This is a genomic window from Neobacillus sp. DFD-2R (assembly GCF_057747865.1).
In genome coordinates, this window is sequence record NZ_CM173228.1 from 1,343,214 (window position 1) to 1,369,130 (window position 25,917).

At 40.0% G+C, this 25,917-nt stretch carries 21 protein-coding genes, 1 pseudogene, 1 riboswitch and 1 other annotated feature; of the genes and pseudogenes, 20 read left to right on the top strand and 2 right to left on the bottom strand.

Features of this window, described 5'->3' with window-relative positions; all coding sequences use genetic code 11:
• Window positions 1-19: 19 nt before the first annotated feature.
• Window positions 20-260, top strand: a binding site (T-box leader).
• Between the two features lie 93 nt (window positions 261-353).
• Both pheS and pheT read left to right on the top strand, forming a co-directional pair.
• Window positions 354-1,391 carry a phenylalanine--tRNA ligase subunit alpha gene (gene pheS, locus AC3ANV_RS06475; RefSeq protein WP_488312819.1) on the top strand — a complete coding sequence of 346 codons (1,038 nt, stop codon included), beginning with the start codon at window positions 354-356 and terminating at the stop codon, window positions 1,389-1,391.
• A gap of 56 nt (window positions 1,392-1,447) precedes the next feature.
• Complete coding sequence (gene pheT / locus AC3ANV_RS06480; protein WP_488312820.1) at window positions 1,448-3,862, top strand: phenylalanine--tRNA ligase subunit beta; 2,415 nt, start codon at window positions 1,448-1,450, stop codon at window positions 3,860-3,862.
• A gap of 18 nt (window positions 3,863-3,880) precedes the next feature.
• Here the strand turns inward: pheT and rnhC are convergent, their stop codons facing one another.
• Window positions 3,881-4,828 (bottom strand): ribonuclease HIII, encoded by a 948-nt coding sequence (gene rnhC, locus AC3ANV_RS06485; protein ID WP_488312821.1) that lies wholly within the window; start codon window positions 4,826-4,828, stop codon window positions 3,881-3,883.
• Window positions 4,829-4,952: 124 nt separating this feature from the next.
• On the opposite strand from rnhC, the gene zapA reads away from it, so the two are divergent.
• The 14 genes and pseudogenes from zapA (at window position 4,953) to AC3ANV_RS06555 (ending at window position 20,827) form a co-directional block, all read left to right on the top strand.
• The gene (zapA, locus tag AC3ANV_RS06490) at window positions 4,953-5,213 is read left to right on the top strand and encodes a cell division protein ZapA (protein ID WP_488312822.1); all 261 of its coding nucleotides are present in this window, start codon (window positions 4,953-4,955) and stop codon (window positions 5,211-5,213) included.
• Between the two features lie 6 nt (window positions 5,214-5,219).
• Window positions 5,220-5,774, top strand: a complete 555-nt coding sequence (locus AC3ANV_RS06495) for a CvpA family protein (RefSeq protein WP_488312823.1) — start codon at window positions 5,220-5,222, stop codon at window positions 5,772-5,774.
• A 75-nt stretch (window positions 5,775-5,849) separates the two neighbouring features.
• Window positions 5,850-7,568, top strand: a complete 1,719-nt coding sequence (gene polX / locus AC3ANV_RS06500) for a DNA polymerase/3'-5' exonuclease PolX (protein WP_488312824.1) — start codon at window positions 5,850-5,852, stop codon at window positions 7,566-7,568.
• 17 nt (window positions 7,569-7,585) lie between these two features.
• A complete protein-coding gene (locus AC3ANV_RS06505) occupies window positions 7,586-9,943 on the top strand; it encodes an endonuclease MutS2 (RefSeq protein WP_488312825.1) in 2,358 nt (785 codons plus the stop codon).
• A 19-nt stretch (window positions 9,944-9,962) separates the two neighbouring features.
• A complete protein-coding gene (locus AC3ANV_RS06510; protein WP_488312826.1) occupies window positions 9,963-10,370 on the top strand; it encodes a DUF350 domain-containing protein in 408 nt (135 codons plus the stop codon).
• A gap of 411 nt (window positions 10,371-10,781) precedes the next feature.
• Window positions 10,782-11,303: pseudogene (locus tag AC3ANV_RS06515) on the top strand (transposase); the annotation flags it as partial.
• A 365-nt stretch (window positions 11,304-11,668) separates the two neighbouring features.
• Entirely contained in the window at window positions 11,669-13,372 is a 1,704-nt protein-coding gene (locus AC3ANV_RS06520; RefSeq protein WP_488312827.1) for an AMP-binding protein, read from the top strand.
• 200 nt (window positions 13,373-13,572) lie between these two features.
• A complete protein-coding gene (gene fadR / locus AC3ANV_RS06525) occupies window positions 13,573-14,163 on the top strand; it encodes a fatty acid metabolism transcriptional regulator FadR (protein WP_488312828.1) in 591 nt (196 codons plus the stop codon).
• A gap of 24 nt (window positions 14,164-14,187) precedes the next feature.
• On the top strand, window positions 14,188-14,961 hold the full coding sequence (locus AC3ANV_RS06530; RefSeq protein ID WP_488312829.1) for an enoyl-CoA hydratase: 774 nt from the start codon (window positions 14,188-14,190) through the stop codon (window positions 14,959-14,961).
• A gap of 110 nt (window positions 14,962-15,071) precedes the next feature.
• The gene (locus tag AC3ANV_RS06535; RefSeq protein ID WP_488312830.1) at window positions 15,072-15,845 is read left to right on the top strand and encodes an electron transfer flavoprotein subunit beta/FixA family protein; all 774 of its coding nucleotides are present in this window, start codon (window positions 15,072-15,074) and stop codon (window positions 15,843-15,845) included.
• Between the two features lie 38 nt (window positions 15,846-15,883).
• Window positions 15,884-16,861 (top strand): electron transfer flavoprotein subunit alpha/FixB family protein, encoded by a 978-nt coding sequence (locus AC3ANV_RS06540; protein WP_488312831.1) that lies wholly within the window; start codon window positions 15,884-15,886, stop codon window positions 16,859-16,861.
• 152 nt (window positions 16,862-17,013) lie between these two features.
• Window positions 17,014-17,328 carry a thioredoxin gene (trxA, locus tag AC3ANV_RS06545; RefSeq protein WP_488312832.1) on the top strand — a complete coding sequence of 105 codons (315 nt, stop codon included), beginning with the start codon at window positions 17,014-17,016 and terminating at the stop codon, window positions 17,326-17,328.
• 146 nt (window positions 17,329-17,474) lie between these two features.
• Window positions 17,475-19,250 (top strand): excinuclease ABC subunit UvrC, encoded by a 1,776-nt coding sequence (gene uvrC, locus AC3ANV_RS06550; protein ID WP_488312833.1) that lies wholly within the window; start codon window positions 17,475-17,477, stop codon window positions 19,248-19,250.
• A 67-nt stretch (window positions 19,251-19,317) separates the two neighbouring features.
• Window positions 19,318-19,495, top strand: a riboswitch (Lysine riboswitch).
• Between the two features lie 111 nt (window positions 19,496-19,606).
• Complete coding sequence (locus AC3ANV_RS06555) at window positions 19,607-20,827, top strand: aspartate kinase (protein ID WP_488312834.1); 1,221 nt, start codon at window positions 19,607-19,609, stop codon at window positions 20,825-20,827.
• 105 nt (window positions 20,828-20,932) lie between these two features.
• Here AC3ANV_RS06555 and AC3ANV_RS06560 read toward each other — a convergent pair whose 3' ends face one another.
• Entirely contained in the window at window positions 20,933-21,385 is a 453-nt protein-coding gene (locus AC3ANV_RS06560; protein WP_488312835.1) for a YslB family protein, read from the bottom strand.
• 450 nt (window positions 21,386-21,835) lie between these two features.
• Here AC3ANV_RS06560 and AC3ANV_RS06565 point away from each other — a divergent pair, with 450 nt between their 5' ends.
• The 4 genes from AC3ANV_RS06565 to AC3ANV_RS06580 all read left to right on the top strand — a co-directional run bounded on the left by AC3ANV_RS06565 (window position 21,836) and on the right by AC3ANV_RS06580 (window position 25,807).
• Window positions 21,836-22,444 (top strand): succinate dehydrogenase cytochrome b558 subunit, encoded by a 609-nt coding sequence (locus AC3ANV_RS06565; protein WP_488312836.1) that lies wholly within the window; start codon window positions 21,836-21,838, stop codon window positions 22,442-22,444.
• A gap of 61 nt (window positions 22,445-22,505) precedes the next feature.
• The gene (gene sdhA / locus AC3ANV_RS06570) at window positions 22,506-24,257 is read left to right on the top strand and encodes a succinate dehydrogenase flavoprotein subunit (RefSeq protein ID WP_488312837.1); all 1,752 of its coding nucleotides are present in this window, start codon (window positions 22,506-22,508) and stop codon (window positions 24,255-24,257) included.
• Between the two features lie 21 nt (window positions 24,258-24,278).
• Window positions 24,279-25,040, top strand: coding sequence for a succinate dehydrogenase iron-sulfur subunit (gene sdhB / locus AC3ANV_RS06575; protein WP_488312838.1), 762 nt, complete (start codon window positions 24,279-24,281; stop codon window positions 25,038-25,040).
• 146 nt (window positions 25,041-25,186) lie between these two features.
• Complete coding sequence (locus AC3ANV_RS06580; protein ID WP_488312839.1) at window positions 25,187-25,807, top strand: class D sortase; 621 nt, start codon at window positions 25,187-25,189, stop codon at window positions 25,805-25,807.
• Window positions 25,808-25,917 lie beyond the last annotated feature (110 nt).

A 25,917-nucleotide genomic window follows, 5' to 3' on the forward strand; every position in this document is an offset into this window, starting at 1 on the left:
GTCAACAATATTGATAAAATGAAAAACGTTGACGGAGAAAAGTATTTTGTCTAACACCATTTAGGGAGAAAGTGCCGCGACTGCAAGCACTTTTATGGGAATGGCAGAAGAAGTTCACCTCCCGAGTTGGCATCGGGACCATTTCATAAAGAAATGTAAAGATGCATCGGCCTATGCCGTTATCCGAATGAAGCGAACACATGTGTTTTACATAAGGTGTTTACAAGGGTGGTACCGCGAATATAAACCTCGTCCCTTTCCAGGGATGGGGTTTTTTTATGTGGAAAAAAGTTCATTCGAAAAAAGACCGGCCAAACCTAGGTCTTATTTTACAAAATTAAGGAGGAACTCCAATGCAAGAACGATTAAAGGAATTGCAGGAAGAGGCTATTCAAAAAATTGAACAGTCTGCGAGCTTAAAGGAATTAAATGATATTCGTGTTGCTTATTTAGGCAAAAAAGGCCCGATTACAGAAGTGCTGCGCGGCATGGGAAAGCTTTCAGCTGAAGAGCGCCCGGTCATGGGTGCACTCGCAAATGAAGTCCGAGAAGCAATTGCAGTGAAAATGGAAGCAAAACAAAAGGATTTAGAAGAAGCGGCCGTGTTTGAAAAATTAGCTTCTGAAACTATTGACGTTACCCTTCCGGGACGACCTGTGAAAGTAGGGAATCACCATCCATTAACACGAATCATCGAAGAAATTGAAGATTTATTTATTGGAATGGGCTATCAGGTGGCTGAAGGACCCGAGGTCGAGCAAGATTACTATAATTTCGAAGCTCTCAATTTACCGAAAGGGCACCCTGCACGTGATATGCAGGATTCCTTCTATATCACAGAAGAAATCTTACTTCGCACGCATACCTCGCCGGTTCAAGCGCGGACGATGGAAAAGCATCAAGGCAAGGGACCGATTAAAATTATCTGCCCTGGTAAAGTGTACCGCCGTGATAATGATGATGCGACACACTCCCACCAGTTTATGCAAATCGAAGGTCTTGTGGTCGGCGAGAATATTCGTATGAGTGACCTTAAAGGAACGCTGGAGGTTTTTGCAAAGAAAATGTTCGGTGAAGACCGTGAAATCAGACTGCGCCCAAGCTTCTTCCCATTTACAGAGCCGTCTGTGGAAATGGATATTTCTTGTAAAATTTGCGGCGGAAAAGGCTGTAACGTTTGTAAGAAAACTGGCTGGATTGAAATTCTCGGTGCCGGAATGGTTCATCCCAATGTCCTTGAAATGGCTGGCTATGATTCGAAAAAATATACAGGATTTGCATTTGGGATGGGACCGGAGCGAATTGCGATGTTGAAATACGGTGTTGACGATATTCGGCATTTCTATACCAATGATGTCCGCTTCTTAAAACAATTTAGTAAACACGAATAATAATAAAAGCTCTAGCGCCCGTGGGCGCTAGAGCTGGACAAATAGGAGGGTACGACATGTTCGTTTCATATAAATGGCTTCGGGATTATGTGGATTTATCCGGAGTAACGGCAACAGAATTAGCTGAAAAAATTACTAAAAGCGGGATCGAAGTAGAAGGAGTAGAAGTTCTTAACGACGGAATCAAAGGTGTTGTGATTGGCTACATCCTCGAACGGGAGCAGCATCCTAATGCCGATAAATTAAGCAAATGTCTTGTTGATGTTGGGGAGGAAGCACCGGTTCAAATCATTTGCGGTGCTGCCAATGTGGCAAAGGGTCAGAAGGTTGCAGTAGCAAAGGTTGGGGCAGTTCTACCGGGCAATTTTAAAATTAAGCGTGCAAAGCTACGCGGCGAAGAATCAAATGGAATGATCTGTTCGTTAACAGAGCTTGGTATGGAAGGGAAAATAGTTCCGAAAGAATATTCAGAGGGAATCTTTGTTTTTCCTGCTGATGCAGAGGTGGGAACAGATGCATTAGCATCATTAAACCGAGACGATGAAGTGCTGGAGCTTGGATTAACTCCGAACCGATCTGACTGCTTAAGCATGCTGGGTGTTGCTTATGAAGTAGCGGCGATTCTTGGGCGGGAAGTGAAACTTCCGGAAATAAACCTCCATTCTACAAATGAAAAGGCAACTGACTACATTAAGGTTACCGTAGACGCTCATGAGGACAACCCTTTATACGTGGCAAAAGTGATTAAAAATGTAAAAATTGGCCCGGCACCATTATGGATGCAAACCCGATTAATGTCGGCAGGTATCCGTCCGCATAATAATGTTGTCGATATTACAAACTACATTCTATTAGAATATGGTCAGCCGCTTCATGCATTTGATTATGACCGTTTAGGTTCAAAAGAAATCGTCGTTCGCCGAGCGAAAGATGAAGAGCGATTTGTTACGCTTGATGACGTTGAGCGTACATTAACATCCGACCATTTAGTGATTACAAATGGAACAGAACCTGTTGCTCTTGCAGGTGTCATGGGAGGGGCTAATTCTGAAGTAACTACAGACACTACTACAGTGCTTTTGGAATCTGCATATTTCAACGGAGCGGCAGTAAGGAAAGCTTCTAAAGACCATGGTTTAAGAAGTGAAGCAAGTGCCCGCTTTGAAAAAGGCGTTGATCCGAATCGGGTTCGTGCAGCAGGTGAGCGTGCAGCATATCTTATGGCTAAATATGCGAACGGTGAAGTGTTAGAAGGTGCAGGAGAAGTTGATACCCTTACTGTGGAACCGGCAGTTGTTTCAATTACTTTGGAAAAAATCAATCGTGTTCTTGGAACAAATTTAAACAGCCATGATGTAAAAAACATTTTTGACCGCTTACAATTTGCTGTAACCATTGAACAAGATTTGATCACTGTTACTGCACCAACACGTCGCGGTGACATTAAAATTGAAGAAGACTTAATTGAAGAAGTGGCCCGGCTTTATGGCTATGACAATATTCCGAAAACCCTGCCAATTGGATCTACCACCCCCGGAAAGCTTTCTGACTACCAGAAAAAGCGCAGAGTTGTTCGCCAATATCTTGAAGGTGCGGGTTTGTACCAAGCGGTTACCTATTCATTAACAAGTGAAGAAAAGGCAGCCCAATTCGCACTGGTAAGCAGGGATACAATCCGCCTTGCGATGCCAATGAGTGAAGATCGCAGTGTGCTCCGCTTAAGCATCATGCCACAACTGTTGGAGGTTTTAAAATACAACAGTGCCCGCCAAAACGATAGCTTGGGAGTATATGAAACAGGCGCGGTATTTTTAGCTAATGGCGTGGATGTTCTTCCTGTTGAAGAAGAACATTTAGCTGCAGCGATAACTGGTCTATGGCACGCTCATTCGTGGCAAGGAGAGAAAAAGGCTGTTGATTTCTTCGTCTTAAAAGGAATTTTGGAAGGATTGTTTGCTAAACTTGGTCTTAGTGAACAAATCTCTTATGTTCAGTCGAAGGTAGAGGGTATGCATCCCGGCCGTACTGCAGAGATTCATTTAAACGGTAAGAAAATCGGGTTTGTTGGTCAGGTTCATCCTAGCCTGCAAAAAGACCTTGATTTAAAAGACACGTATGTGTTTGAGCTTTCCTTAAAAACATTACTTGAAGAACAAGCTGCACCATTGCAATATGAATCCATTCCGCGTTTTCCATCCATTACAAGAGATATTGCCCTTGTAGTGAACAAAGAAACGGTTTCGGGAACGTTGAAGGATATCATTTTAGCAGCGGGCGGACAGCTTCTTAAAGAGGTACATGTCTTTGATTTATACGAGGGAGAACGAATGGAAGAAGGGAAAAAATCCATTGCCTTCTCATTAAAATATGCCGATCCGGAACGGACCTTGACAGATGAAGAAGTCACCAAGGTACACAATCAGGTTCTAGAAGCCTTGCAAGAAAAGGCAGGAGCGGTTTTACGAGGTTAAAACACTGCGGGGCTGAATTCAGCCCCGTTTTTTATTTACAAGTGTTATTGCTTTATCGGTATTGGCGAAATGAAGCTTCACAAATGATGGCAATATTTCTCGGCCTTTTTTTATTATCAACTTTGCTGCTGCCTGATCGACTTGTGCACCGGCTCCTTTTGGAATCGTAAAACCTGCCGCAGCACTTAATTTATCAATATACTGAACAAATGCATATCTGGCCAGGATAGATGCCGCAGCAACTGCAATATGGATTCCTTCTGCTTTCGTACTAAAATAGACATTTTCTTTCGCAATCGCTTTCTGATTTTTTACATGTTGGAAATACGTACTTCCTTGGACGAATTGATCGATTAAAATAGCTTCCGGTTTTTTCGGTGCGATTTTATCTAACACATTTAAAATTGCTTGATTATGAAGAATGGCTTTCATTTTTCCCTGCGACATTCCCGATTGCTGCAGCTGATTATACTTTTCATTTTTTAATGTTAACAGACTATACGGAACAATATCCTTGATTACTTTCGCAATGGCAATGATTTTTTCATCGTTTAAATCCTTTGAATCTCTTACTCCCAGTTCCTTAAGTAAAGGAATATCTTCTTTTTTTACGTAGGCCGCAACAACTGTAATGGGGCCAAAAAAATCTCCTGTCCCTACTTCATCTGAACCAATCGCCGACATTTGTCCTATACCATCAGGAAGGCTACCCTTGGCTATATTGGTTTTAGCAGATGCTGTTTTTTTTACGGAAGGTGTAGCGGCACTCCCCCATTTCCCGGCTTCTTTTTCACTGTCATTCCCCTGAAATAATACTTTACCTGATTTATAGGCTGTTATCATGCAGGAAGGCGTTTTGGCTGCAAACACGCTTCCTTGGGGATTTTTATCGATTAAAAAGGAACCGTAATGATTTTTCATTGCCATAATTTCATCCAAAGTACGATTTAATACCACATTACCCAAATTAAAAGCACCACTTTTCTACAAAATATTTAAATTTTAAACTAAGCTTAAAACTGTTTGACTTTTCCCCCATATGCGTTCGTGTTATGATATAGTGTAGGATTCTTGAATGGAGGCATTTACGTTGTCAAATACAAACAAAAATAGAACGACTGTCGATATATTCGGACAGCAATACGTCATTTTAGGTACCGAAAGCACAGACCATATTCGGCAGGTGGCTTCATTGGTACATAATAAAATGCGTGAAATCAGCTCCAAGAATCCATCTCTTAATATAGATAAACTAGCTGTATTAACAGCAGTCAATGCTGTCAATGATTATCTTAAAGTGAAAGAACAATTGGAGCGTCTGCAAAAGGAACTTCCAAAAGAAAAGGATTGAAATAGGATGTTGGATATCGCGATTATTATTTTATTAATTATGGGATTTTTTGTCGGCCTTAGAAGAGGCTTCATTCTACAGCTTGTTCATTTAACAGGTTTTATTATTGCATATGCGATCGCAAATTTATACTATTTGAAGCTGGCTCCTAAATTAACTTTATGGATTCCTTATCCAAACTTTGGAAACAGCACAACCTTAAAACTGTTAACTGATAGCAATAACATGGAAGCTGCTTTTTACCGAGCCATTGCTTTTGTTATAATCTTTTTTGCCGTTAAGATATTGCTGCAAATAATCGGTTCCATGCTTGATTTTATTGCCCATTTGCCTATTCTCAGGCAGCTAAATGTCTGGGCGGGAGGAATTCTGGGTTTTTGTGAGGTTTATTTAATTATCTTTATTTTATTATATATTGCTGCCCTAATTCCAATGGGAGTTTTCCAGAATCATCTGGACCAATCATTTCTGGCAAAAGCAATTGTAAATCACACGCCTATCCTTTCCCAACAAATAAAGAGTTTATGGATTGAATATACAGCTGCTTTAACTTCTCTGTAGTAGAGAAGTTTTTTATTCGTGCGCCTATAATAAAGAAAAAATGAAAATGCTAATCTTAAGGGGCAGGTGTCTGGGATGGTAGTAAATAAAAAAGATTTAATAAGGTTATTAGAAACAATCGCGGTCTATTTAGAGCTTAAAGGTGAAAACCCTTTTAAAGTATCTGCGTTTCGTAAAGCAGCAACTGCATTGGAAGCCGATGATCGAAGTTTATCAGCCATTGAAGATTTTACGGCTATCTCCGGTATTGGTAAAGGTACCGCAGCCGTTATTGATGAATACATAAAAGAAGGTTCTTCTTCGGTATTAAAAGAGCTAAAAGAAGAAGTTCCCCCGGGTTTAATTCTGCTCCTGCAATTGCCTGGACTAGGCGGAAAGAAAATTGCCAAACTGTATAAAGAGTTAGGAATTGAGGATGTATCCGGCTTAGAAGAAGCCTGTAAATCAGGACTTGTTCAAGCATTGCCCGGTTTTGGGAAGAAAACAGAAGAGAAAATTTTAAGTGCCATTCATAATATCGGCACAAGGCCGGAACGGCTGCCGCTTGCCTATATGCTTCCGATAGCGGAGCAAATAGAGTCGATTCTTGCAACGTTTACTGATGTTCAACAATTTTCTAGGGCTGGAAGCTTGCGGAGAATGAAGGAAACAGTTAAAGATCTCGATTTTATTATTGCTACCAATCAACCTGTGGCAGTAAAAAAGCAGCTGCTGGAATTGCCAAAAATTAAAGAAGTCATTGGTGCAGGCGATACAAAGGTTTCATTAACATTCGGTTTAGATTATGACATATCCGCTGACTTTCGACTTGTTAAACCGGAGGAATTTACGACAACTCTACACCACTTTACTGGATCAAAAGAACACAATGTCCGGATGAGACAACTGGCCAAAGAACGTGGCGAGAAAATTAGCGAATATGGTGTCGAAATACTGGAGACAGGTGAAATTTTCACGTTCACTTCAGAGGAAGAATTTTTCAAGCATTTTGACCTGCCATTCATTCCACCTGAAATTAGGGAGGACGGAAAAGAGGTCGAAGAGTTTTCCGCAGCCATGGAATTGATCGAGCTAAAAGATATTAAAGGTGACCTTCATATGCATTCGACCTGGAGCGACGGAGCCCATTCGATTGAAGAAATGGCAGAAGCCTGCCGTGCCAGAGGGTATCAATATATGGCGATTACGGACCACTCGCAGTATTTAAAAGTGGCGAATGGACTTACCCGTGAAAGGTTATTAATGCAGCGGGAAGAAATCAAGAAATTAAATCAAAAATACGATGATTTTCTTATCCTTTCAGGTGTTGAAATGGATATTCTTCCTGATGGAACATTGGATTATGAGGATGACTTGCTTGCCGAAATGGATTTCGTTATCGCCTCCATCCATTCTGCTTTTTCCCAGCCTCGGGAAAAAATTATGGCACGGCTCAAAACGGCTCTCGAAAATGCCCATGTAGATTTGATCGCCCATCCGACCGGCAGAAAAATCGGCCGACGTGAAGGGTATGACGTGGACGTTGATTTACTTATAGAATTGGCTAAAGAAACGAATACAGCTTTAGAACTAAATGCTAATCCAAACCGTCTTGACCTGGCAGCGGAATATTTGAAAAAAGCGCAGGATGCAGGTGTGAAAATTATCATCAATACAGACGCCCACAAAGTGGATACGTTAACCCATATGGAAATCGGCGTTTCCGCGGCCAAAAAGGGATGGATTAAAAAGTCAACGGTATTAAATGCAATGGACAAAAATGATTTACTTGAATTTATTCACAATCGACAGTAATTAGGAGGGTTCTCTCCATGCAGGCAAGAGCCTTAAAGGTATTAGAATTTACGAAAGTGAAGGAGCAGCTGTTAGAGCATGCTGCATCCTCGCTAGGAATTGAAAAAATTAAACAATTAATCCCTTCAACAAATTTTGATGAAGTAGTAAAGCTGCAAGCAGAAACAGATGAAGCGGTAACCGTTTTACGAATAAAAGGGAATGTCCCGCTTTCAGGAATATATGATATCCGTCCGCATATTAAACGATCGGTCATAGGCGGTGTGCTAAGTCCGCATGAATTGGTTCAAATTGCAAGTACCGTTCACGCAAGCAGGCAAATGAAACGATTCATTGAAGATTTAGCGGATGAGAGAACGGACATTCCAATTTTATTACAACAAGTAGAGCAAGTGATTCCGCTTACCAATCTGGAGCAGTCAATTAAATATGCAATTGATGAAAGCGGCGAGCTTCTTGATGGTGCCAGTGATCTGTTGCGATCATTAAGACATCAGCTCAGGTCCAATGAAGCAAGAGTTCGGGAAAAGTTAGAGAGTATGATTCGCTCATCAAGTGCGCAAAAAATGTTATCAGACGCGATCGTTACGATTCGAAATGACCGCTTTGTGATTCCGGTAAAACATGAATACCGCAGCCATTACGGCGGCATCATTCATGACCAAAGTGCTTCAGGTCAAACCTTATTTATTGAGCCGCAAGCAATTGTCCAATTAAATAATCAATTGCAAGAGATTCGTGTAAAGGAACAACTTGAAATTGAGCGAATCTTGACTGAGTTGTCGGCAAAAGTGGCTGAACATGATTCGGAATTGCAAACGATTGTCACCTGCTTAGCCAATTTAGATTTTATTTTTGCAAAAGCGAGATTCAGCCGTCGGATAAAAGCATCTATGCCGATAATGAATAATGAAGGCCGGATTGCTCTTTATAAAGCAAGACACCCATTAATTCCAATCGAAGAGGTCGTTGCAAACGATATTTTACTCGGGAAGGACTTTACGACAATCGTGATTACCGGTCCAAATACAGGCGGTAAAACCGTAACATTAAAAACAGTTGGCCTATGTTCTTTAATGGCACAGGCAGGTTTACAAGTACCTGCACTGGACGGCTCGGAACTGGCCGTTTTTGACGCTGTGTATGCCGATATTGGTGATGAGCAATCAATTGAACAGAGTCTTAGTACCTTCTCCTCCCATATGGTAAATATTGTTGATATTTTAAATGAAGTAGATTTTAAAAGCCTTGTTTTGTTTGATGAGCTTGGTGCCGGTACTGACCCGCAGGAAGGTGCAGCGTTAGCCATTTCGATTTTGGATGAAGTGCACAACAGGGGGGCAAGGGTCATTGCTACAACGCATTATCCTGAATTAAAAGCTTATGGCTATAACCGTGAAGGGGTTCTAAACGCCAGTGTCGAATTCGATGTCGAGACATTAAGCCCAACCTATAAGCTGTTACTGGGAGTACCCGGTCGAAGTAATGCTTTTGAAATCTCGAAACGATTAGGGTTAAATGAAAGGGTTATTCAAGCCGCCCGTTCGCATGTGAGTGAGGATACGAACCAAATCGATCAAATGATCGCTTCCTTGGAACAAAGTAAACGGCAGGCAGAAATCGAACAAATGGAGGCCCGTGATTACTTAAAGCAGGCTGAAAAGCTTCATCAGGACTTACAAAAGCAAATGATTGACTTTTATGAGAACAAGGATTCAATGCTTGAAAAGGCTGCGGAAAAGGCAGCAGAAATTGTTGAAGAGGCGAAAGCTGAAGCGGAAAAAGTCATTCGGGAACTCCGGAAAATGAGAACGGAAAAGCATGCGGAAATAAAGGAGCATGAATTGATAAATGCAAAAAGGCGTCTTCAAGAAGCGGCGCCGGAAATAAAGAAGTCAGAGAAGTTAATCAATAAGAAAAATAAGAAGCATACCTTTATGCCGGGTGATGAAGTAAAAGTACTTACCTTTGATCAAAAAGGAATTCTACTTGAAAAAGTATCCTCCAATGAATGGCAGGTACAGATTGGAATTTTGAAAATGAAGGTTAAAGAAAAAGACATGGAATATATCAGCACTCCGAAACAAGTAGAAACAAAGCCAATGGCGATTGTAAAAGGCAGAGATTCATTCGTTAAATTGGAGCTGGATTTACGCGGGGAAAGATATGAAGATGCCCTTTTAAAAGTGGAAAAATATATTGATGATGCCCTGCTATCAAGTTATCCCCGTGTATCGATTATCCATGGAAAAGGCACAGGTGCTTTAAGGCAAGGGGTTCAAGAATATTTAAGGAATCACCGTTCTGTTAAAAAAATTCGCTTTGGAGAAGCCGGAGAGGGTGGATCAGGCGTTACCGTAGTTGAGTTTAAATAATGCTCGGGGAGAATAGGGAATGGACCAGTTTTGGGAGAATGAGTATATTCAAATTGCTGCCTATTATAGTGTAGTAATATTATGTATGATTGTCTTTTTAGCAGTTTTTGAAGTGGTAACGAAATATAAAAATTGGGAAGAAATCAAAAAAGGAAACTTGGCGGTAGCAATGGCAACGGGAGGAAAAATATTTGGGATTGCGAATATTTTCCGACATTCCATACAGCTGCATAATACATTACTCACGATGATTAGCTGGGGAATTTTTGGATTCGTCCTTTTACTAGCCGGGTATTTTATCTTTGAATTTTTAACTCCAAAATTTAAAATTGATGAGGAAATACAAAATGATAATCGGGCAGTAGGACTAATTTCTATGGTCATTTCCATCGGATTATCGTATGTGATTGGAGCAGGAATTTCTTAAGGGGAGAATAAGAAGTGGAAAAGTTAGCTAAAGTACTTCTCGGATTATGCGGCTTGTTTTTGCTAATTGGTTTGGTTTATATGTTGTTTTTTTCTTAATCAAAAACCATCGCTGTTCTGCAGCGATGGTCAGGCTGTCGAAAAACCCTCGACAGCCTCTTATTTTATTCAATTACTTTAACAATTCACCGCATTAACTTGTTATAATATTATTAGTATATTGGTTTCAACATGTCTGTTGATTGGCGCTCCAGGCACTTCGCTTTCCGCGGGCGTGAGGGGAATCCTCCTCGTCGCTTCGCTCCTGCGGGGTCTCCCCTGCCCCGTACTCCCGCAGGAGTCTTCGTGCCTTCCGCGCCAATCAACAGAGTGTTTTCAATAAAGACCTTCAGTTCAACTAATAAATAAAAAAATAAGTCGATTTGGATTTAATGTAGAATCTGTAGCACTTGATTCAGGCTATCTCACTAACCCTATTTGTAAGGGACTATCTGATCGTAACATTTTTGGAGTTATTGCTCATATAAGGTTTCACCCTACTAATGGCTTATTCCCTAAATGGAAATTTACATATGATAAAAGAGAATACAAGTCTGATTCGAAGAAATGTCAGAACTGCCCACTTCTATCCTAATGTACACGGTCAAAAAATTAGGTAAAAGTGGTAACACGACATGTATGGGAGGAGCACAAGGAAAAGGTAAGGTTAAATCGCTTATCTAAATCGGCAAAAATGCTTTATAAATTTAGAAAGGAAAAAATTGAGCGAAGCTTCGCAGACTCAAAAGAGCTGCACGGGCTTCGCTACTGCCGGTTACGGGGATTGAAGAATGCAAGTGAACAGGCTCTTCTAACTGCAGCCTGCCAAAATATAAAAAAGATTGCAATACACTTAGCAAGGTTAGAAAAAGTGTGTTGCAATACTTTAGGTTGATTTGCCTCCCTGTTGATTGGAGCGGAGGGCACTCGACTCTTGCGGGATAGAGAGGTCACTGGAGACCCCGCAGGCGCCAAAAGCGCCGAGGAGGCTCCAGGACCTCCCCGCGGAAAGCGAGTGCCCGGAGCGGAAATCAACAGGCACATTAGCAGGGAGAATCAATAAATTTGGTATTTAGATTCTGACAAAATAAAAAATTGCAGAGAAAAATACCCTTTCTCGACAATCTGACCATCGCTGTTCTGCAGCGATGGTTTTTTAATAACACAGCATTGAATTGGCGCATTGTTTAAAAAATAAGCCTATATTATAATAAAGGAGAAAAATTAGAATTTTTTAAAATTTCAAAAAGGGGGGTTAAAATGTCTGAATTAAAACCATGGCTTCATAATTACCCTGATGAAATCCCGGCCACACTTGAATACTCACGAGACCCGGTTCAGCAATACTTAGTAAATGCAGCAGAAAAGTTTCCGGACAAAATCGCCATTCATTTTTTGGGAAAAGAAATTACCTATAAAAAACTTTATAAGGAGGCGCTTATTTTTGCCGGTTACCTTCAGAAAATAGGTATTTCCAAAGGGGACCCGGTGGCAATCATGCTGCCAAACACACCTCAGGCAGTGGTCAGCTTTTATGCAGTTTTAATGGCTGGGGGCATTGTTGTTCAAACAAATCCACTGTATACGGAGCGGGAACTGGAATACCAAATGAAGGATTCCGGGGCAAAAGCGATTGTCACCCTTGAAATCCTTTATCCCCGCGTATCTAAAGTGATGCCGCAAACAGATTTACAGCATATTATTGTAAGCGGAATCAAGGATTATTTACCGTTTCCCAAAAATCTGGTTTATCCTTTTATTCAGAAAAAGCAATATGGACTTGTCGTCAGGTTAAAGCATGAAGGAAGCACACATTTACTCTCAGAAATAATAAAAAGGAAGCCGGTGAAATTAACTGCACATGAATTTGATTTTGAGGAAGATCTGGCACTTTTGCAATATACAGGTGGTACGACCGGCTTTCCGAAAGGTGTTATGCTAACACACAAGAATCTTGTTTCGAATGCGGCCATGTGTCGCGCTTGGCTATATAAATGTAGACCCGGAGAAGAATCGGTGCTGGGAATTCTGCCATTTTTTCATGTCTATGGGATGACGACGGTACTGATATTATCCGTTATGCAAGCACAAAAAATGATTTTATTACCGAAATTTGATGTTGAAACAACCTTAAAAACGATTCAAAAGCAACGCCCTTCCCTTTTTCCAGGTGCACCCACGATCTATATTGGATTATTGAACCACCCGGATTTAAAAAAATACGATCTTTCTTCGATTAAAGCCTGTATTAGTGGTTCTGCTCCGCTCCCTGTTGAAGTTCAGCAAAAGTTTGAAGAAATAACCGGCGGTAAATTAGTGGAAGGCTATGGCTTAACGGAGTCCTCTCCTGTTACGCACTCTAATTTCTTATGGGACCGTCCAAGGGTAAAAGGCAGTATTGGTGTTCCCTATCCTGATACCAATGCAGCAATTTTCTCATTAGACACCGGTGAACATATGCCAACAGGCGAAATCGGTGAAATTGCCATAAAAGGACCTCAGGTTATGAAAGGCTATTGGAATCGCCCTGAAGACACAGTTCAAACCTTACGGGACGGCTGGCTGTTAACAGGCGACCTTGGGTTTATGGATGAGCAAGGATATTTTTATATAGTGGATCGTAAAAAAGATATGATTATCGCAGGAGGATATAATATTTATCCAAGAGAAATAGAAGAAGTTTTGTATGAACATCCGGATGTTCAAGAAGTAATTGCTGCCGGTGTTCCCGATCCATATCGAGGGGAAACGGTAAAAGCCTATGTTGTGTTAAAAAAAGGATCAACCGTTACCGAAGAGGAATTGAACGAATTTGCAAGAAAATATCTTGCAGCCTATAAAGCCCCGAGAATCTATGAATTTAGAAATGAATTACCTAAAACAGCGGTAGGGAAAATTTTACGAAGAACGCTCGTTGATGAAGAATTGAAAAAAATAGAAGAAGACCGCTCTAAACATGCCTAACATTATGTGGCCGTATATTCGGCTCTTTATTTTTGAAGAGTTAAGCTTGTCTATAAAGGCGATAGGAATTAATATTAAAAGTGCGCACAGAATTTCTTGACAGGAACACATTTAAAAATTATTATTAAAACATGAATGATTATTCATTCATTTTTAGTGTTTATAATGAATGAAGCTATCTTCAAAGGGGGGGACATTAAGTGAAAAAAAATAAGCCGAAATACATGCAAATCATTGATGCAGCGGTCATAGCAATCGCTGAAAATGGTTACCACCAAGCCCAAGTAGCGAAAATTGCTAAACAGGCAGGTGTAGCGGATGGTACCATCTATCTTTATTTTAAAAACAAAGAAGACATTCTAATTTCCCTCTTTGAAGAAAAAATGGGGAATTTTGTTGAAAAAATTAATGAGAAATTAGCAGGAAAAGAGACCGCGGCAGAGAAGTTATTAATGTTGATTGAAACTCATTTTAAACTGCTTTCTGCGGACCATCACCTTGCTATCGTGACCCAGCTTGAAATACGTCAATCAAATAAAGAGCTCCGTTTAAAGATAAATGACATTCTAAAAGGGTATTTATCAGTTATTGATCGTATCCTGATTGAAGGTAAAGAGACTGGAGAGTTTTCAAGCGATCTCGATGTTCGCCTCGCCCGGCAAATGATTTTTGGCACGATTGATGAAACCGTGACATCCTGGGTGATGAATGAGGAAAGGTATGATTTGAATGCACTTGCCTCTTCGGTTCATCGATTATTGATTAATGGCTGTAGAAGCAGGGATAGGTAGCATTTTATGACAGGAGGAGTTAATTTGGAATTTTTAAATTGGTCCCATCAGGACAAAATTGCCACGATTACGATTGCGCGGCCGCCGGCGAATGCCCTTTCAACAGGTTTAATTAGGGAATTGTCAGCAGTGCTTGATGAAATTGAATCCAATCGGGAGCTAAAAGTGATCGTTATTCATGGGGAAGGCCGCTTTTTCTCAGCCGGGGCAGATATTAAAGAATTTACTACGATTTCATCATCAGATGGCTTTTCTAGCCTTGGAAAGTTTGGGCAGGATTTGTTTGATCGCATGGAAAAATTTTCGATCCCAATTATCGCTGCTATTCATGGGGCTGCTTTAGGCGGCGGTCTTGAGCTGGCAATGGCCTGTCACATCCGCCTTGTGAGTGAAACCGCTAAACTTGGCCTGCCTGAATTACAGCTTGGATTAATTCCCGGCTTTGCTGGCACACAGCGATTGCCAAAATATGTTGGTGTTGCAAGAGCAGCGGTAATGCTGTTTACTGCCGAGCCAATTACAGGGGTAGAAGCAGTTCAATTCGGATTAGCCAACCATGCCTATCCGGAAAATGAAGTATTAAATCAGGCCTATAAGCTTGCAGGGAAAATTGCCAAGAAAAGCCATGGTTCTTTACGTGCTGCTATAATATTATTAAACTATGCAAAGACTGAAGAGTTCTATGCAGGTACAGCCAAAGAGGCTGAACTATTTGGTGAAGTATTCATGTCAAAAGATGGTAAAGAAGGCATTCAAGCCTTTATTGAAAAACGTGAGCCTCATTTTAAAGGTGAATAAATTAACCGTGGCGGGTTACTGCTTTTGGTAAATTTATATAAAAATTTTTCCGAAAAAATTTTCTTAATCTTTCAAACTGAGCGAATGCTCGAAATTTTAGGAGGGAAACCATGAACATTTATGTGTTAATGAAGAGAACCTTTGATACTGAAGAAAAAATCTCCATTTCCGGTGGGAAAATCAATGAGGATGGAGCAGAGTTTATTATCAATCCTTATGATGAGTATGCTGTTGAAGAAGCAATCCAAGTTCGAGATGCCAATGGCGGGGAAGTAACTGTAGTTTCCGTTGGAAACGAGGAAACTGAAAAGCAATTGCGCACTGCGCTTGCAATGGGAGCCGATAAAGCAGTCCTTATTAATATAGAAGATGAAGTTGAAAATGGTGATCAATTTACAACAGCAAAAATACTTGCTGAATTTTTAAAGGATAAGGACGTTGATTTGATTTTAGGCGGTAACGTTGCAATTGATGGCGGTTCAGGACAAGTTGGTCCGCGTGTGGCAGAGCTGCTTAATATTCCTTACGTTACAACAATCACAAAGCTTGAAATTGATGGCAGCAAGGTTACTGTTACCCGCGACGTTGAAGGGGATTCTGAAGTAATTGAAACAAGTCTTCCCTTATTAGTGACCGCTCAACAAGGACTAAATGAGCCACGCTACCCTTCTCTTCCGGGGATTATGAAAGCGAAGAAAAAGCCCCTCGATGAACTGGAATTGGATGATCTCGATCTTGAAGAAGATGATGTAGAAGCAAAAACGAAAACAATTGAAATTTATTTGCCGCCTAAAAAAGAAGCCGGGAAAGTTTTAGCAGGCGATCTAACTGATCAAGTAAAGGAACTAGTTCAACTTCTTCATACTGAAGCAAAAGTAATTTAATCGGTTTTTTACAAAAATGTTTGCAGGAGGTAAATGGAATGTCTAGAAAAGTATTGGTATTAGGAGAAGTCCGTGACGGATCGTTACGTAACGTTTCTTTCGAAGCGATTGCTGCAGGAAAAACAGTGGCAGAGGGCGGAGAAGTAGTAGGAGTTTTGGTTGGCCAAACTGTAAGCGCTTTAGCGGCGGAATTAATCCAATATGGTGCAGATCGTGTCGTTGTGGTAGAAGATGAAAAATTAAACCAATATACATCAGATGGCTTTTCTCAAGCACTGCTGGCAGTTATTGATCAGGAAAAGCCGGAAGGACTGGTTTTAGGGCATACAGCACTTGGTAAAGACTTATCGCCACGAATTGCAGGAAAACTTTCATCAGGTCTTATTTCCGATGCAACAGCTGTTGAAGAAGCAGGAGGAAATATCGTTTTTACAAGACCAATCTATTCCGGAAAAGCATTCGAAAAGAAGATTGTTACGGACGGTTTAATTTTTGCAACAGTTCGACCTAACAATATTGCTCCGCTGCAAAAAGATGAAAGCAAAACAGGTGAAGTGACATCCCTAACAGTTGAAATCAAAGATCTTCGTACGATAATTAAAGAGGTTGTTCGCAAAGCGAGTGAAGGCGTAGATCTTAGTGAAGCAAAAGTGGTAATCTCGGGTGGACGCGGTGTGAAAAGTGCAGAAGGATTTGAACCATTAAAAGAATTAGCACAAGTTTTGGGAGGTGCCGTTGGAGCTTCCCGTGGTGCATGTGATGCTGATTATTGTGATTACTCCTTGCAAATCGGCCAAACCGGTAAGGTTGTAACTCCTGATCTGTACATTGCCTGTGGAATTTCCGGTGCGATTCAGCATTTAGCGGGAATGTCCAACTCTAAAGTCATTGTTGCTATCAATAAAGATCCTGAAGCAAATATCTTTAAAGTTGCTGACTATGGAATCGTTGGTGATCTTTTTGAAGTAGTACCTTTGTTAACTGAGGAGTTTAAAAAATTAAAAGTTCACTCATAATAAGAAAAGCGGAGGCGAGCGGGTTTGTTCTGCTCGCTTTTTTGCTTGGAATTTGGGAGAAATTTCATGTCGATCAAATAATTAGCATGATTTTTCAAACGATGTTATACTTTCGGTAGTATTTCAGTAATAAATTAAGGAGGTCATAATAAATGGCTATTTCACACGTAACAGATCAAAATTTCTCTGCTGAAACAGGTTCAGGCCTTGTACTTGCAGATTTCTGGGCACCATGGTGCGGACCTTGTAAAATGATAGCTCCAGTTCTTGATGAACTTGACTCGGAAATGGGAGAAAAAGTTAAAATTGTTAAATTAGATGTGGATGAGAATCAAGAAACCGCTGCAAAATACGGTGTTATGAGTATCCCTACATTATTAGTTTTCAAAAATGGCGAAGTCGTTGATAAAGTAGTCGGCTTCCAGCCAAAAGAAGCATTAGCAGGTGTTTTAGAAAAACACGTGTAATCTATTAAGGAAATTAAAACCTTAGCCGAAATACTACCGGTTAAGGTTTTTTATTTTCCAGTATAGAGTACTTTCCTTTCCAACCGGTTTGTTTTAAAATTTTTAAAGATAAACATAAAAAACTTGGACGGAGTGGGTTGGCCGGAATGAATGAAACAATCAAGCAAAAGCTAACACTGTTACCTGATCAACCTGGCTGCTATTTAATGAAAGACCGTCAGGGGACGATTATTTATGTGGGGAAAGCAAAGGTATTAAAAAATCGTGTGCGTTCTTATTTCACCGGTTCACACGATGGTAAAACCTTACGGCTTGTAAATGAGATCGAAGACTTTGAATATATTGTCACCTCTTCGAATATTGAAGCGCTCATACTTGAATTAAATTTAATTAAGAAATTCGATCCAAAATATAATATCATGCTTAAGGATGACAAAAGCTATCCGTTTATAAAGCTTACCGCAGAAAGACATCCAAAGCTGATCATCACAAGAAAAGTGAAAAAAGATAAAGGCAAATATTTTGGTCCTTACCCGAACGTTGGGGCTGCCAACGAGACAAAAAAGCTGTTGGACCGAATTTATCCGTTACGCAAATGTGCAACCCTTCCGGATAGGGTGTGTTTGTATTACCATTTAGGGCAATGCCTCGCTCCATGTGTAAATGAAGTACATGAAGACCAATATAAACAAATGACCGATGAAATTAGCCGGTTTTTAAATGGCGGTTATAAAGAAATAAAAAAAGAGCTTACTGAAAAAATGAACAGTGCGGCAGAAGAGTTAGATTTTGAGAGAGCCAAGGATTTTCGCGATAAAATCATCCATATTGAAACAATTATGGAGAAGCAAAAAATAACAATGACGGATTTTACCGATCGAGATGTCTTTGGGTATGCGGTTGATAAAGGGTGGATGTGTGTCCAGGTCTTTTTTGTCCGTCAAGGAAAACTCATTGAAAGAGATGTTTCAACTTTTCCAATTTATAATGAGCCTGAGGAAGAAATTTTAACCTTCTTGGGACAGTTTTATACGAAACCGAATCATTTTAAACCAAAAGAGATCCTTATTCAGGATGAAATTGATTTGAATTTGGCGGAACAGCTTCTTGAGATAAAGGTGCTAAAGCCGCAGCGCGGACAGAAAAAGGACCTCGTTAAAATGGCTATCAAAAATGCGAAGATTGCTTTGAATGAGAAATTTTCGCTGATTGAAAAAGATGAAGAAAGAACAACGAAGGCGATTGAAACGTTAGGAAACCTGCTTGGTATTTATACCCCGCATCGGATCGAGGCATTTGATAATTCCAATATTCAGGGTACGGACCCTGTTTCGGCTATGGTTGTTTTTATTGACGGTAAGGCAAATAAACGGGAATACCGGAAGTATAAAATTAAATCAGTACAGGGGCCCGATGATTATGAATCAATGAGGGAAGTGACGAGAAGAAGGTACTCTCGCGCTTTGAAGGAAAACCTTCCGCTTCCGGATTTAATTATTATTGACGGCGGCAAAGGGCATGTTGAGGCTGTAAGAGATGTTTTGGAGAATGAACTGGGTTTGGACATACCATTATCAGGACTTGTAAAAGATGAAAAACACCGAACATCACAATTGCTTTACGGTAATCCATTGGAAATTGTTCCGCTGGCAAGAAACAGCCAGGAATTTTATTTGCTGCAAAGAATTCAGGATGAAGTCCACCGATTTGCGATTACGTTTCATCGTCAAATTCGCGGGAAAAGTGCTTTTCAATCCCTTCTGGATGATATTCCTGGAATTGGCGAAAAACGAAAAAAATTATTATTAAAACATTTTGGCTCAGTGAAAAAAATGAAGGAAGCAGGTATCGAGGAGTTTACGGCAATTGGAATCCCTGCCAATGTAGCAGAAGAATTAATCAACAAACTTCGTACAGAGTGATTGTCAGAAAAAAATGGCTATGCTATAATGAATGAAAATTTAATTTACTATCACTTTTAAGTGTTAAAGTGAAGGTAGAGGTGCGAGCTTCAAGAGTAAAGGTTCTGAGAAGGATGAGCTTCAATGAAGAACTTTGAAAGGGAATGTTCGCCGAAGTGGAGAGAGTCTCATTTCTTTCTTTGCTGGTCCTGTATTGAATAAATGCCGGATTGTCAGGACGTATGTCTTGGAGAGCTATCTTACATTGTCTGCACAAATTTTTTTTGTGTTATTCAAGCAATGAGATGCCTTCTCATTGCTTTTTTTGTTTTTTAGAGAAAACTAAAGTTTAGCATCAATTGAAAGAAGGGGAAACAATGGGATTAATAGTTCAAAAATTCGGTGGAACTTCCGTTGGAAGTGTTGAAAGAATTTTAAATGTAGCTGAATGTGTAAGGCAAGAAACGGAAAAAGGCAACAATGTTGTTGTCGTCGTTTCAGCGATGGGAAAATCAACAGACCAACTCGTCAATCTGGCAAAAGAAATTTCCCCTCAGCCTAATAAAAGGGAAATGGATATGCTTTTAACGACCGGGGAACAGGTGACAATTGCCTTGTTGTCAATGGCTTTAAATCAAAAAGGATTGGGTGCCGTTTCTTTTACAGGCTGGCAGGCAGGAATCATCACAGAACCAATTCACGGAAATGCCCGAATTACGAAAATAAATACTGAGGCAATTGAGAGTGAGTTATCGGCCGGGAAGGTTGTAATTGTTGCCGGCTTCCAGGGAATCACTGAAAATGGTGAAATTACCACTCTTGGCCGTGGCGGCTCCGACACAACTGCAGTAGCTTTAGCGGCGGCATTAAAAGCAGATAAGTGCGATATCTATACCGATGTGACCGGGGTTTTCACAACAGACCCAAGGTATATCAAAAATGCACGTAAACTATTATCTGTCTCCTATGATGAAATGCTTGAGCTTGCCAATTTGGGTGCAGGGGTGTTACATCCGAGGGCAGTTGAGTTTGCTAAAAATTATAATGTTCGGCTTGAGGTTCGCTCAAGCATGGAGAAAATTGAAGGAACAGTCATTGAGGGGGAAGCAACAATGGAACAAAATTTAGTTGTCCGTGGAGTCGCATTTGAAGAAGAAATTACTAAAGTTACCGTATTAGGCTTAACAAATTCATTAACCAGCCTATCAACAATTTTTACAACATTAGCTCATAATCATATCAACGTAGACATTATCATTCAAAGTACAACAGAAGCAGAAACAGCAAATCTTTCCTTCTCTATTAAAACGGAAGATTTAATGGAAACCTTACGTGTACTTGAAGATAATAAAGAATCATTGAACTATGACCAACTTGATGCCGAAAACAAACTAGCTAAAGTATCTATTGTCGGCTCAGGAATGATCTCCAATCCGGGGGTAGCGGCAAGAATGTTTGAAGTCCTTGCAGCAAACGATATCCAAGTAAAAATGGTCAGCACTTCAGAAATCAAAGTATCAGCCGTCGTCGAAGAAAAAAACATGCTTAAAGCAGTCGAAGCCCTGCATGAAGCGTTCGGACTTTCACAAGGTGCCTGACACCGTTGGTGGACATTTTCGGGAAATGTCCACCTTGGGTGGATAAACAAAAAAAGAAAAGCTTTCATAGGGAGAGTCAATTTTCCTATGAAAGCTTTTATCCTTTTAGATTTGATCTTTTTTATCCCATTTGACGGTGAATTGGACTTTATTGGATTTTTTGACAGGATGTTCAAAGGTTTCGGCAATGACCTCTTTTTGGAGTTCAATTTGTTGGGCTAAAAACCCGGCTTCCAGTTGAAAAAAATGCTCGGCTTTCGATTTTACCCGCGATACTATGAGAGGGCTCATTAGCTCAAATTCCATTTCATCCTTATTTTCACTTTTAATCTCTAATTGGCCCCAAGAGGCTGAGGAGAAAAATTCAATAATTTCATCATAAGTATGCAAAGGATATTTTCTCGCCAGTCGTTTGCCGGCCCAGTACAGGATTTCCGGGGTATCTTTGCCCAGAATCTCAGGCAAAACGGTTTCCCTGATTAATTCATAACCAAAAATTGAAACAGTTCTTGATTCATCTGAATTGATATCACGTTCTATTACAGTACTATCTTTCAAAAGTCTCCCCTCTTTCTATCATTCTATTATATACAATTTGTTTTTTATTTCATTACAGTTTTTTCGACAAATCAAAAAGAAATGAATGAAACTTTGTTATGTTACAATATTTTATTATGTTTATCATTATACTTATGTTGCCCATTAAAAGAAGAAATTTTTCTTTATAGATTCTGGTAAAAAATTGTATCATTATTGGACTTTCTTTCAATTATAAAACGCCTTGTGCCTAGTGATTTTACCAATCTTTTATAATATCAATATATTTAAAATAGTTTATTTTAATAAATACTTTTCTGTATACGTTTTCTTGACGCTATATGTCGATGGGAGTAAAATGGACATGTCACATAATTGTCACAGTGATGCTAGGTTTATCATAACTTTTGAAAACGGAAGATAAAAGGAAAAAACTTAACATCATGCTTACAAATTAAAGGGGGGTATATAATGGCGGGTAATCGAGAGTTTATTTATCGAAGATGGCATTCATTGCTGGGAGTTATTCCAATTGGTTTTTTTCTGATTGTGCACCTTACAGTCAACCATTATGCAACAGGGGGAGTAGAATCCTTTAACAAGGCAGCAAATTTCATGGAGAGTCTACCGTATCTGAACGTCCTAGAAATTGTATTAATTTTCTTACCATTATTATTTCATGCAATCTATGGACTGTATATTGCTTTTACTGCTAAAAACAATGCAAGCAGATATGGTTTTTTTAGAAACTGGATGTTCCTGCTGCAGCGTGTAACAGGTGTAATAACACTTATCTTTTTGGCATGGCATGTTTGGGAAACACGTATTGCTATGGCATTTGGAACAGCACTTAACTTCCAAATGATGCAAAATATTTTGTCTTCACCTTTCATGTTTGGTTTCTATTTGGTTGGAATTCTTTCAGCCATTTTCCACTTTTCAAACGGGTTATGGTCTTTCATGGTAAGCTGGGGAATTACAGTAACACCACGTTCTCAAGTAATTTCTACATACGTGACAATTGTAATTTTCGTGCTACTGTCCATAATTGGAATCCAAGCACTTGTAGCTTTTGTTTAATAACTGATGAATTTGTCAAACGAAAAAATTTTGGATTTTTGGATTAAGGGAGTGAGTCACGATGAGTAAAGGTAAGGTGATCATTGTCGGCGGCGGTTTAGCCGGCTTAATGGCAACCATCAAGGTTGCAGAACATGGAACACCGGTCGAATTGTTTTCTCTAGTACCGGTTAAACGTTCTCACTCTGTTTGTGCCCAAGGCGGTATTAATGGAGCTGTAAATACAAAAGGTGAAGGGGATTCCCCATGGATTCACTTTGACGATACGATTTATGGCGGCGACTTCCTAGCGAATCAGCCTCCTGTTAAAGCAATGTGCGATGCTGCACCGTTTATTATTAATTTATTTGACCGGATGGGTGTTATGTTTAACCGTACACCTGAAGGGTTATTAGACTTCCGCCGTTTCGGCGGCACCCAGCATCACCGTACTGCTTTTGCAGGTGCAACAACCGGTCAACAATTATTATATGCATTAGATGAGCAAGTTCGCCGTCATGAAGTAGATGGTTTGGTTACAAAGTATGAAGGCTGGGAATTCTTAGGAGCAGTAGTGGATGATGAAGGCGTATGCCGTGGAATTGTTGCTCAGGACTTGAAAACGATGGAAATAAGATCATTTACCGCGGATGCTGTTATCATGGCTACCGGCGGACCCGGTATTATTTTTGGAAAGTCCACGAATTCCGTTATTAATACGGGTTCTGCAGCATCTATCGTATATCAGCAGGGTGCTTATTATGCTAACGGCGAAATGATTCAAATCCATCCTACTGCCATACCGGGTGATGATAAACTTCGCTTAATGAGTGAATCTGCACGTGGTGAAGGCGGACGTGTGTGGACATATAAAGACGGTAAACCATGGTACTTCCTGGAAGAGAAATATCCCGCTTACGGGAACCTTGTACCACGTGATATTGCCACACGTGAAATTTTTGATGTTTGTGTCAATCAAAAATTGGGAGTTAATGGCGAAAACATGGTTTTCCTTGATTTATCCCACAAGGATCCGCACGAATTGGATGTAAAACTTGGCGGAATTATTGAGATTTATGAAAAATTCGTGGGTGATGACCCTCGAAAAGTTCCAATGAAAATATTCCCTGCTGTTCACTATTCAATGGGCGGACTATGGGTTGATTATGACCAGATGACTAATATTCCGGGTCTTTTTGCTGCCGGAGAATGTGATTATTCTCAGCACGGTGCGAACCGACTTGGTGCAAATTCATTGCTTTCAGCGGTATTCGGAGGAATGGTTGCGGGGCCAAATGCGATAAAATATATCGACGGACTTGAAAAGAGTACAGAAGCGGTACCATCTTCTGTTTTCGATCGTCATGTGAAAGAACAGGAAGAAAAATGGAACTCCATTTTGTCCTTAAATGGAACTGAAAATGCTTATGTTCTTCATAAAGAGCTTGGCGAATGGATGACAGATAATGTTACAGTTGTCCGCTACAATGACAGGCTATTAAAGACTGATGAAAAGATTCAAGAACTCTTGGAGCGTTACCAAAACATTAACATTAATGATACATCTAAATGGAGCAACCAAGGGGCTGCTTTTACAAGGCAATTACAAAACATGCTTCAATTGGCACGTGTTATTACGATTGGTGCATACAATCGTAATGAGAGCCGTGGTGCTCATTATAAACCTGATTTCCCTGAACGTAATGATGAGGAATTCTTAAAAACCACAATGGCAAAATTTGTCGATTCTAAAACTGCTCCAGCTTTCCATTATGAGGATGTAGATATATCCTTACTAAAGCCACGGAAGCGAGATTACACTACAAAGCATTAGAAGAAAGGGGAGTAGGAAAAAATGGCTGAAAATAAAACAGTTAAATTTATTATTCAACGTCAGGATAACGAAAATTCTGCCCCTTATGAGGAGGAATTTGAAGTTCCATATCGCCCGGGAATGAACGTTATTTCGGCTTTAATGGAAGTTCGTAGAAACCCTGTCAATGTAAAAGGACAAGCTTCAACTCCAATCACATGGGATATGAACTGTCTGGAAGAAGTTTGCGGTGCTTGCTCTATGGTTATCAATGGCAAACCGCGACAATCTTGTTCGGCACTTGTAGATCAACTTGAACAGCCGATCCGATTAGCACCAATGAGTACATTCCCGGTTGTCCGTGACCTTCAAGTGGACCGCAGCAGAATGTTTGATGCCTTAAAGAAAGTGAAAGCGTGGATTCCAATCGATGGAACGTATGACTTAGGACCTGGACCGCGTATGCCTGAGACAAAACGTCAATGGGCGTATGAGCTTTCTAAATGTATGACATGCGGTGTTTGCCTTGAGGCTTGCCCTAATGTTAATAGCAAATCAAACTTTATTGGTGCCCAGCCGCTTTCCCAAGTTCGTCTTTTCAATGCACATCCAACCGGGGCAATGAATAAGGCTGAACGTTTAGCAGCAATTATGGGTGACGGTGGTCTCGCCAATTGCGGGAACTCACAAAACTGTGTCCAATCCTGTCCAAAAGGTATTCCATTGACTACCTCAATTGCCGCGTTAAACCGTGATACGACCATCCAAGCATTTAGAAACTTCTTCGGAAGTGACCATAGTTAGTAAATTAAAAAACCTTCTTTTCGATAGTGGAAAAGAAGGTTTTTATCTTTATGAGGGGGAATTTATGTTACAGTGTATTTGTGAATTTAATATGGAAATACAGTGTTATTAGTATCGGTCTCAAAGTAAAGCAGGACGTCTTCTTAATGATCGATAGAAAAGGATGGTATGAAAAGGTGAAATCAAGGTTGCCTCTTATAATCATTTTTGTTGGCTTAATCATATTAGGTATTGGAATCTGGCAAATCGCTGATACGGATATTCAAACCTCGGCTTCTCTTAAAAAAGCGAAGGAAGTAATAGCTCGAAAGCCGGTGAATTACTCGCAAAATAAAGATGTTAAAAAAACCGAAAAAAAAAGTAAACCTCCAAGTTTTGGTGATTCTGTAGGTCTTTTGACCATTCCAAAGATTAATGCGGAATTAGCTATTGTAGAAGGTACAAATTCAGACGATCTTAAAAAAGGTGTAGGCCATTATAAAGGCTCTTTTTTTCCCAATGACCACGGGCAGATTGTGTTATCCGGACACAGAGATACTGTTTTTCGCCATTTAGGGGAGTTGAAAATCGGTGATACATTAGAAGTGAGCATGCCTTACGGGTCATTCATATATATAATTACCCGTACAAAAATTGTTGATTCTAATGATACTAGTATCATTACCTTACAACACAAACAAGAAGAATTAATTTTATCCACTTGTTATCCATTTTATTATGTAGGAAACGCTCCAAAAAGGTATATAATATACGCTAAGCCTAAATAAAATTCGACTGCTTAAAAGTTCCTGTACATTGTTAGGGACTTTTTATTTTTTGTCAGCAATAATGGAATTAGCAATTTAGGACCATAAATAAAATTAATTTTTAAAAAGGA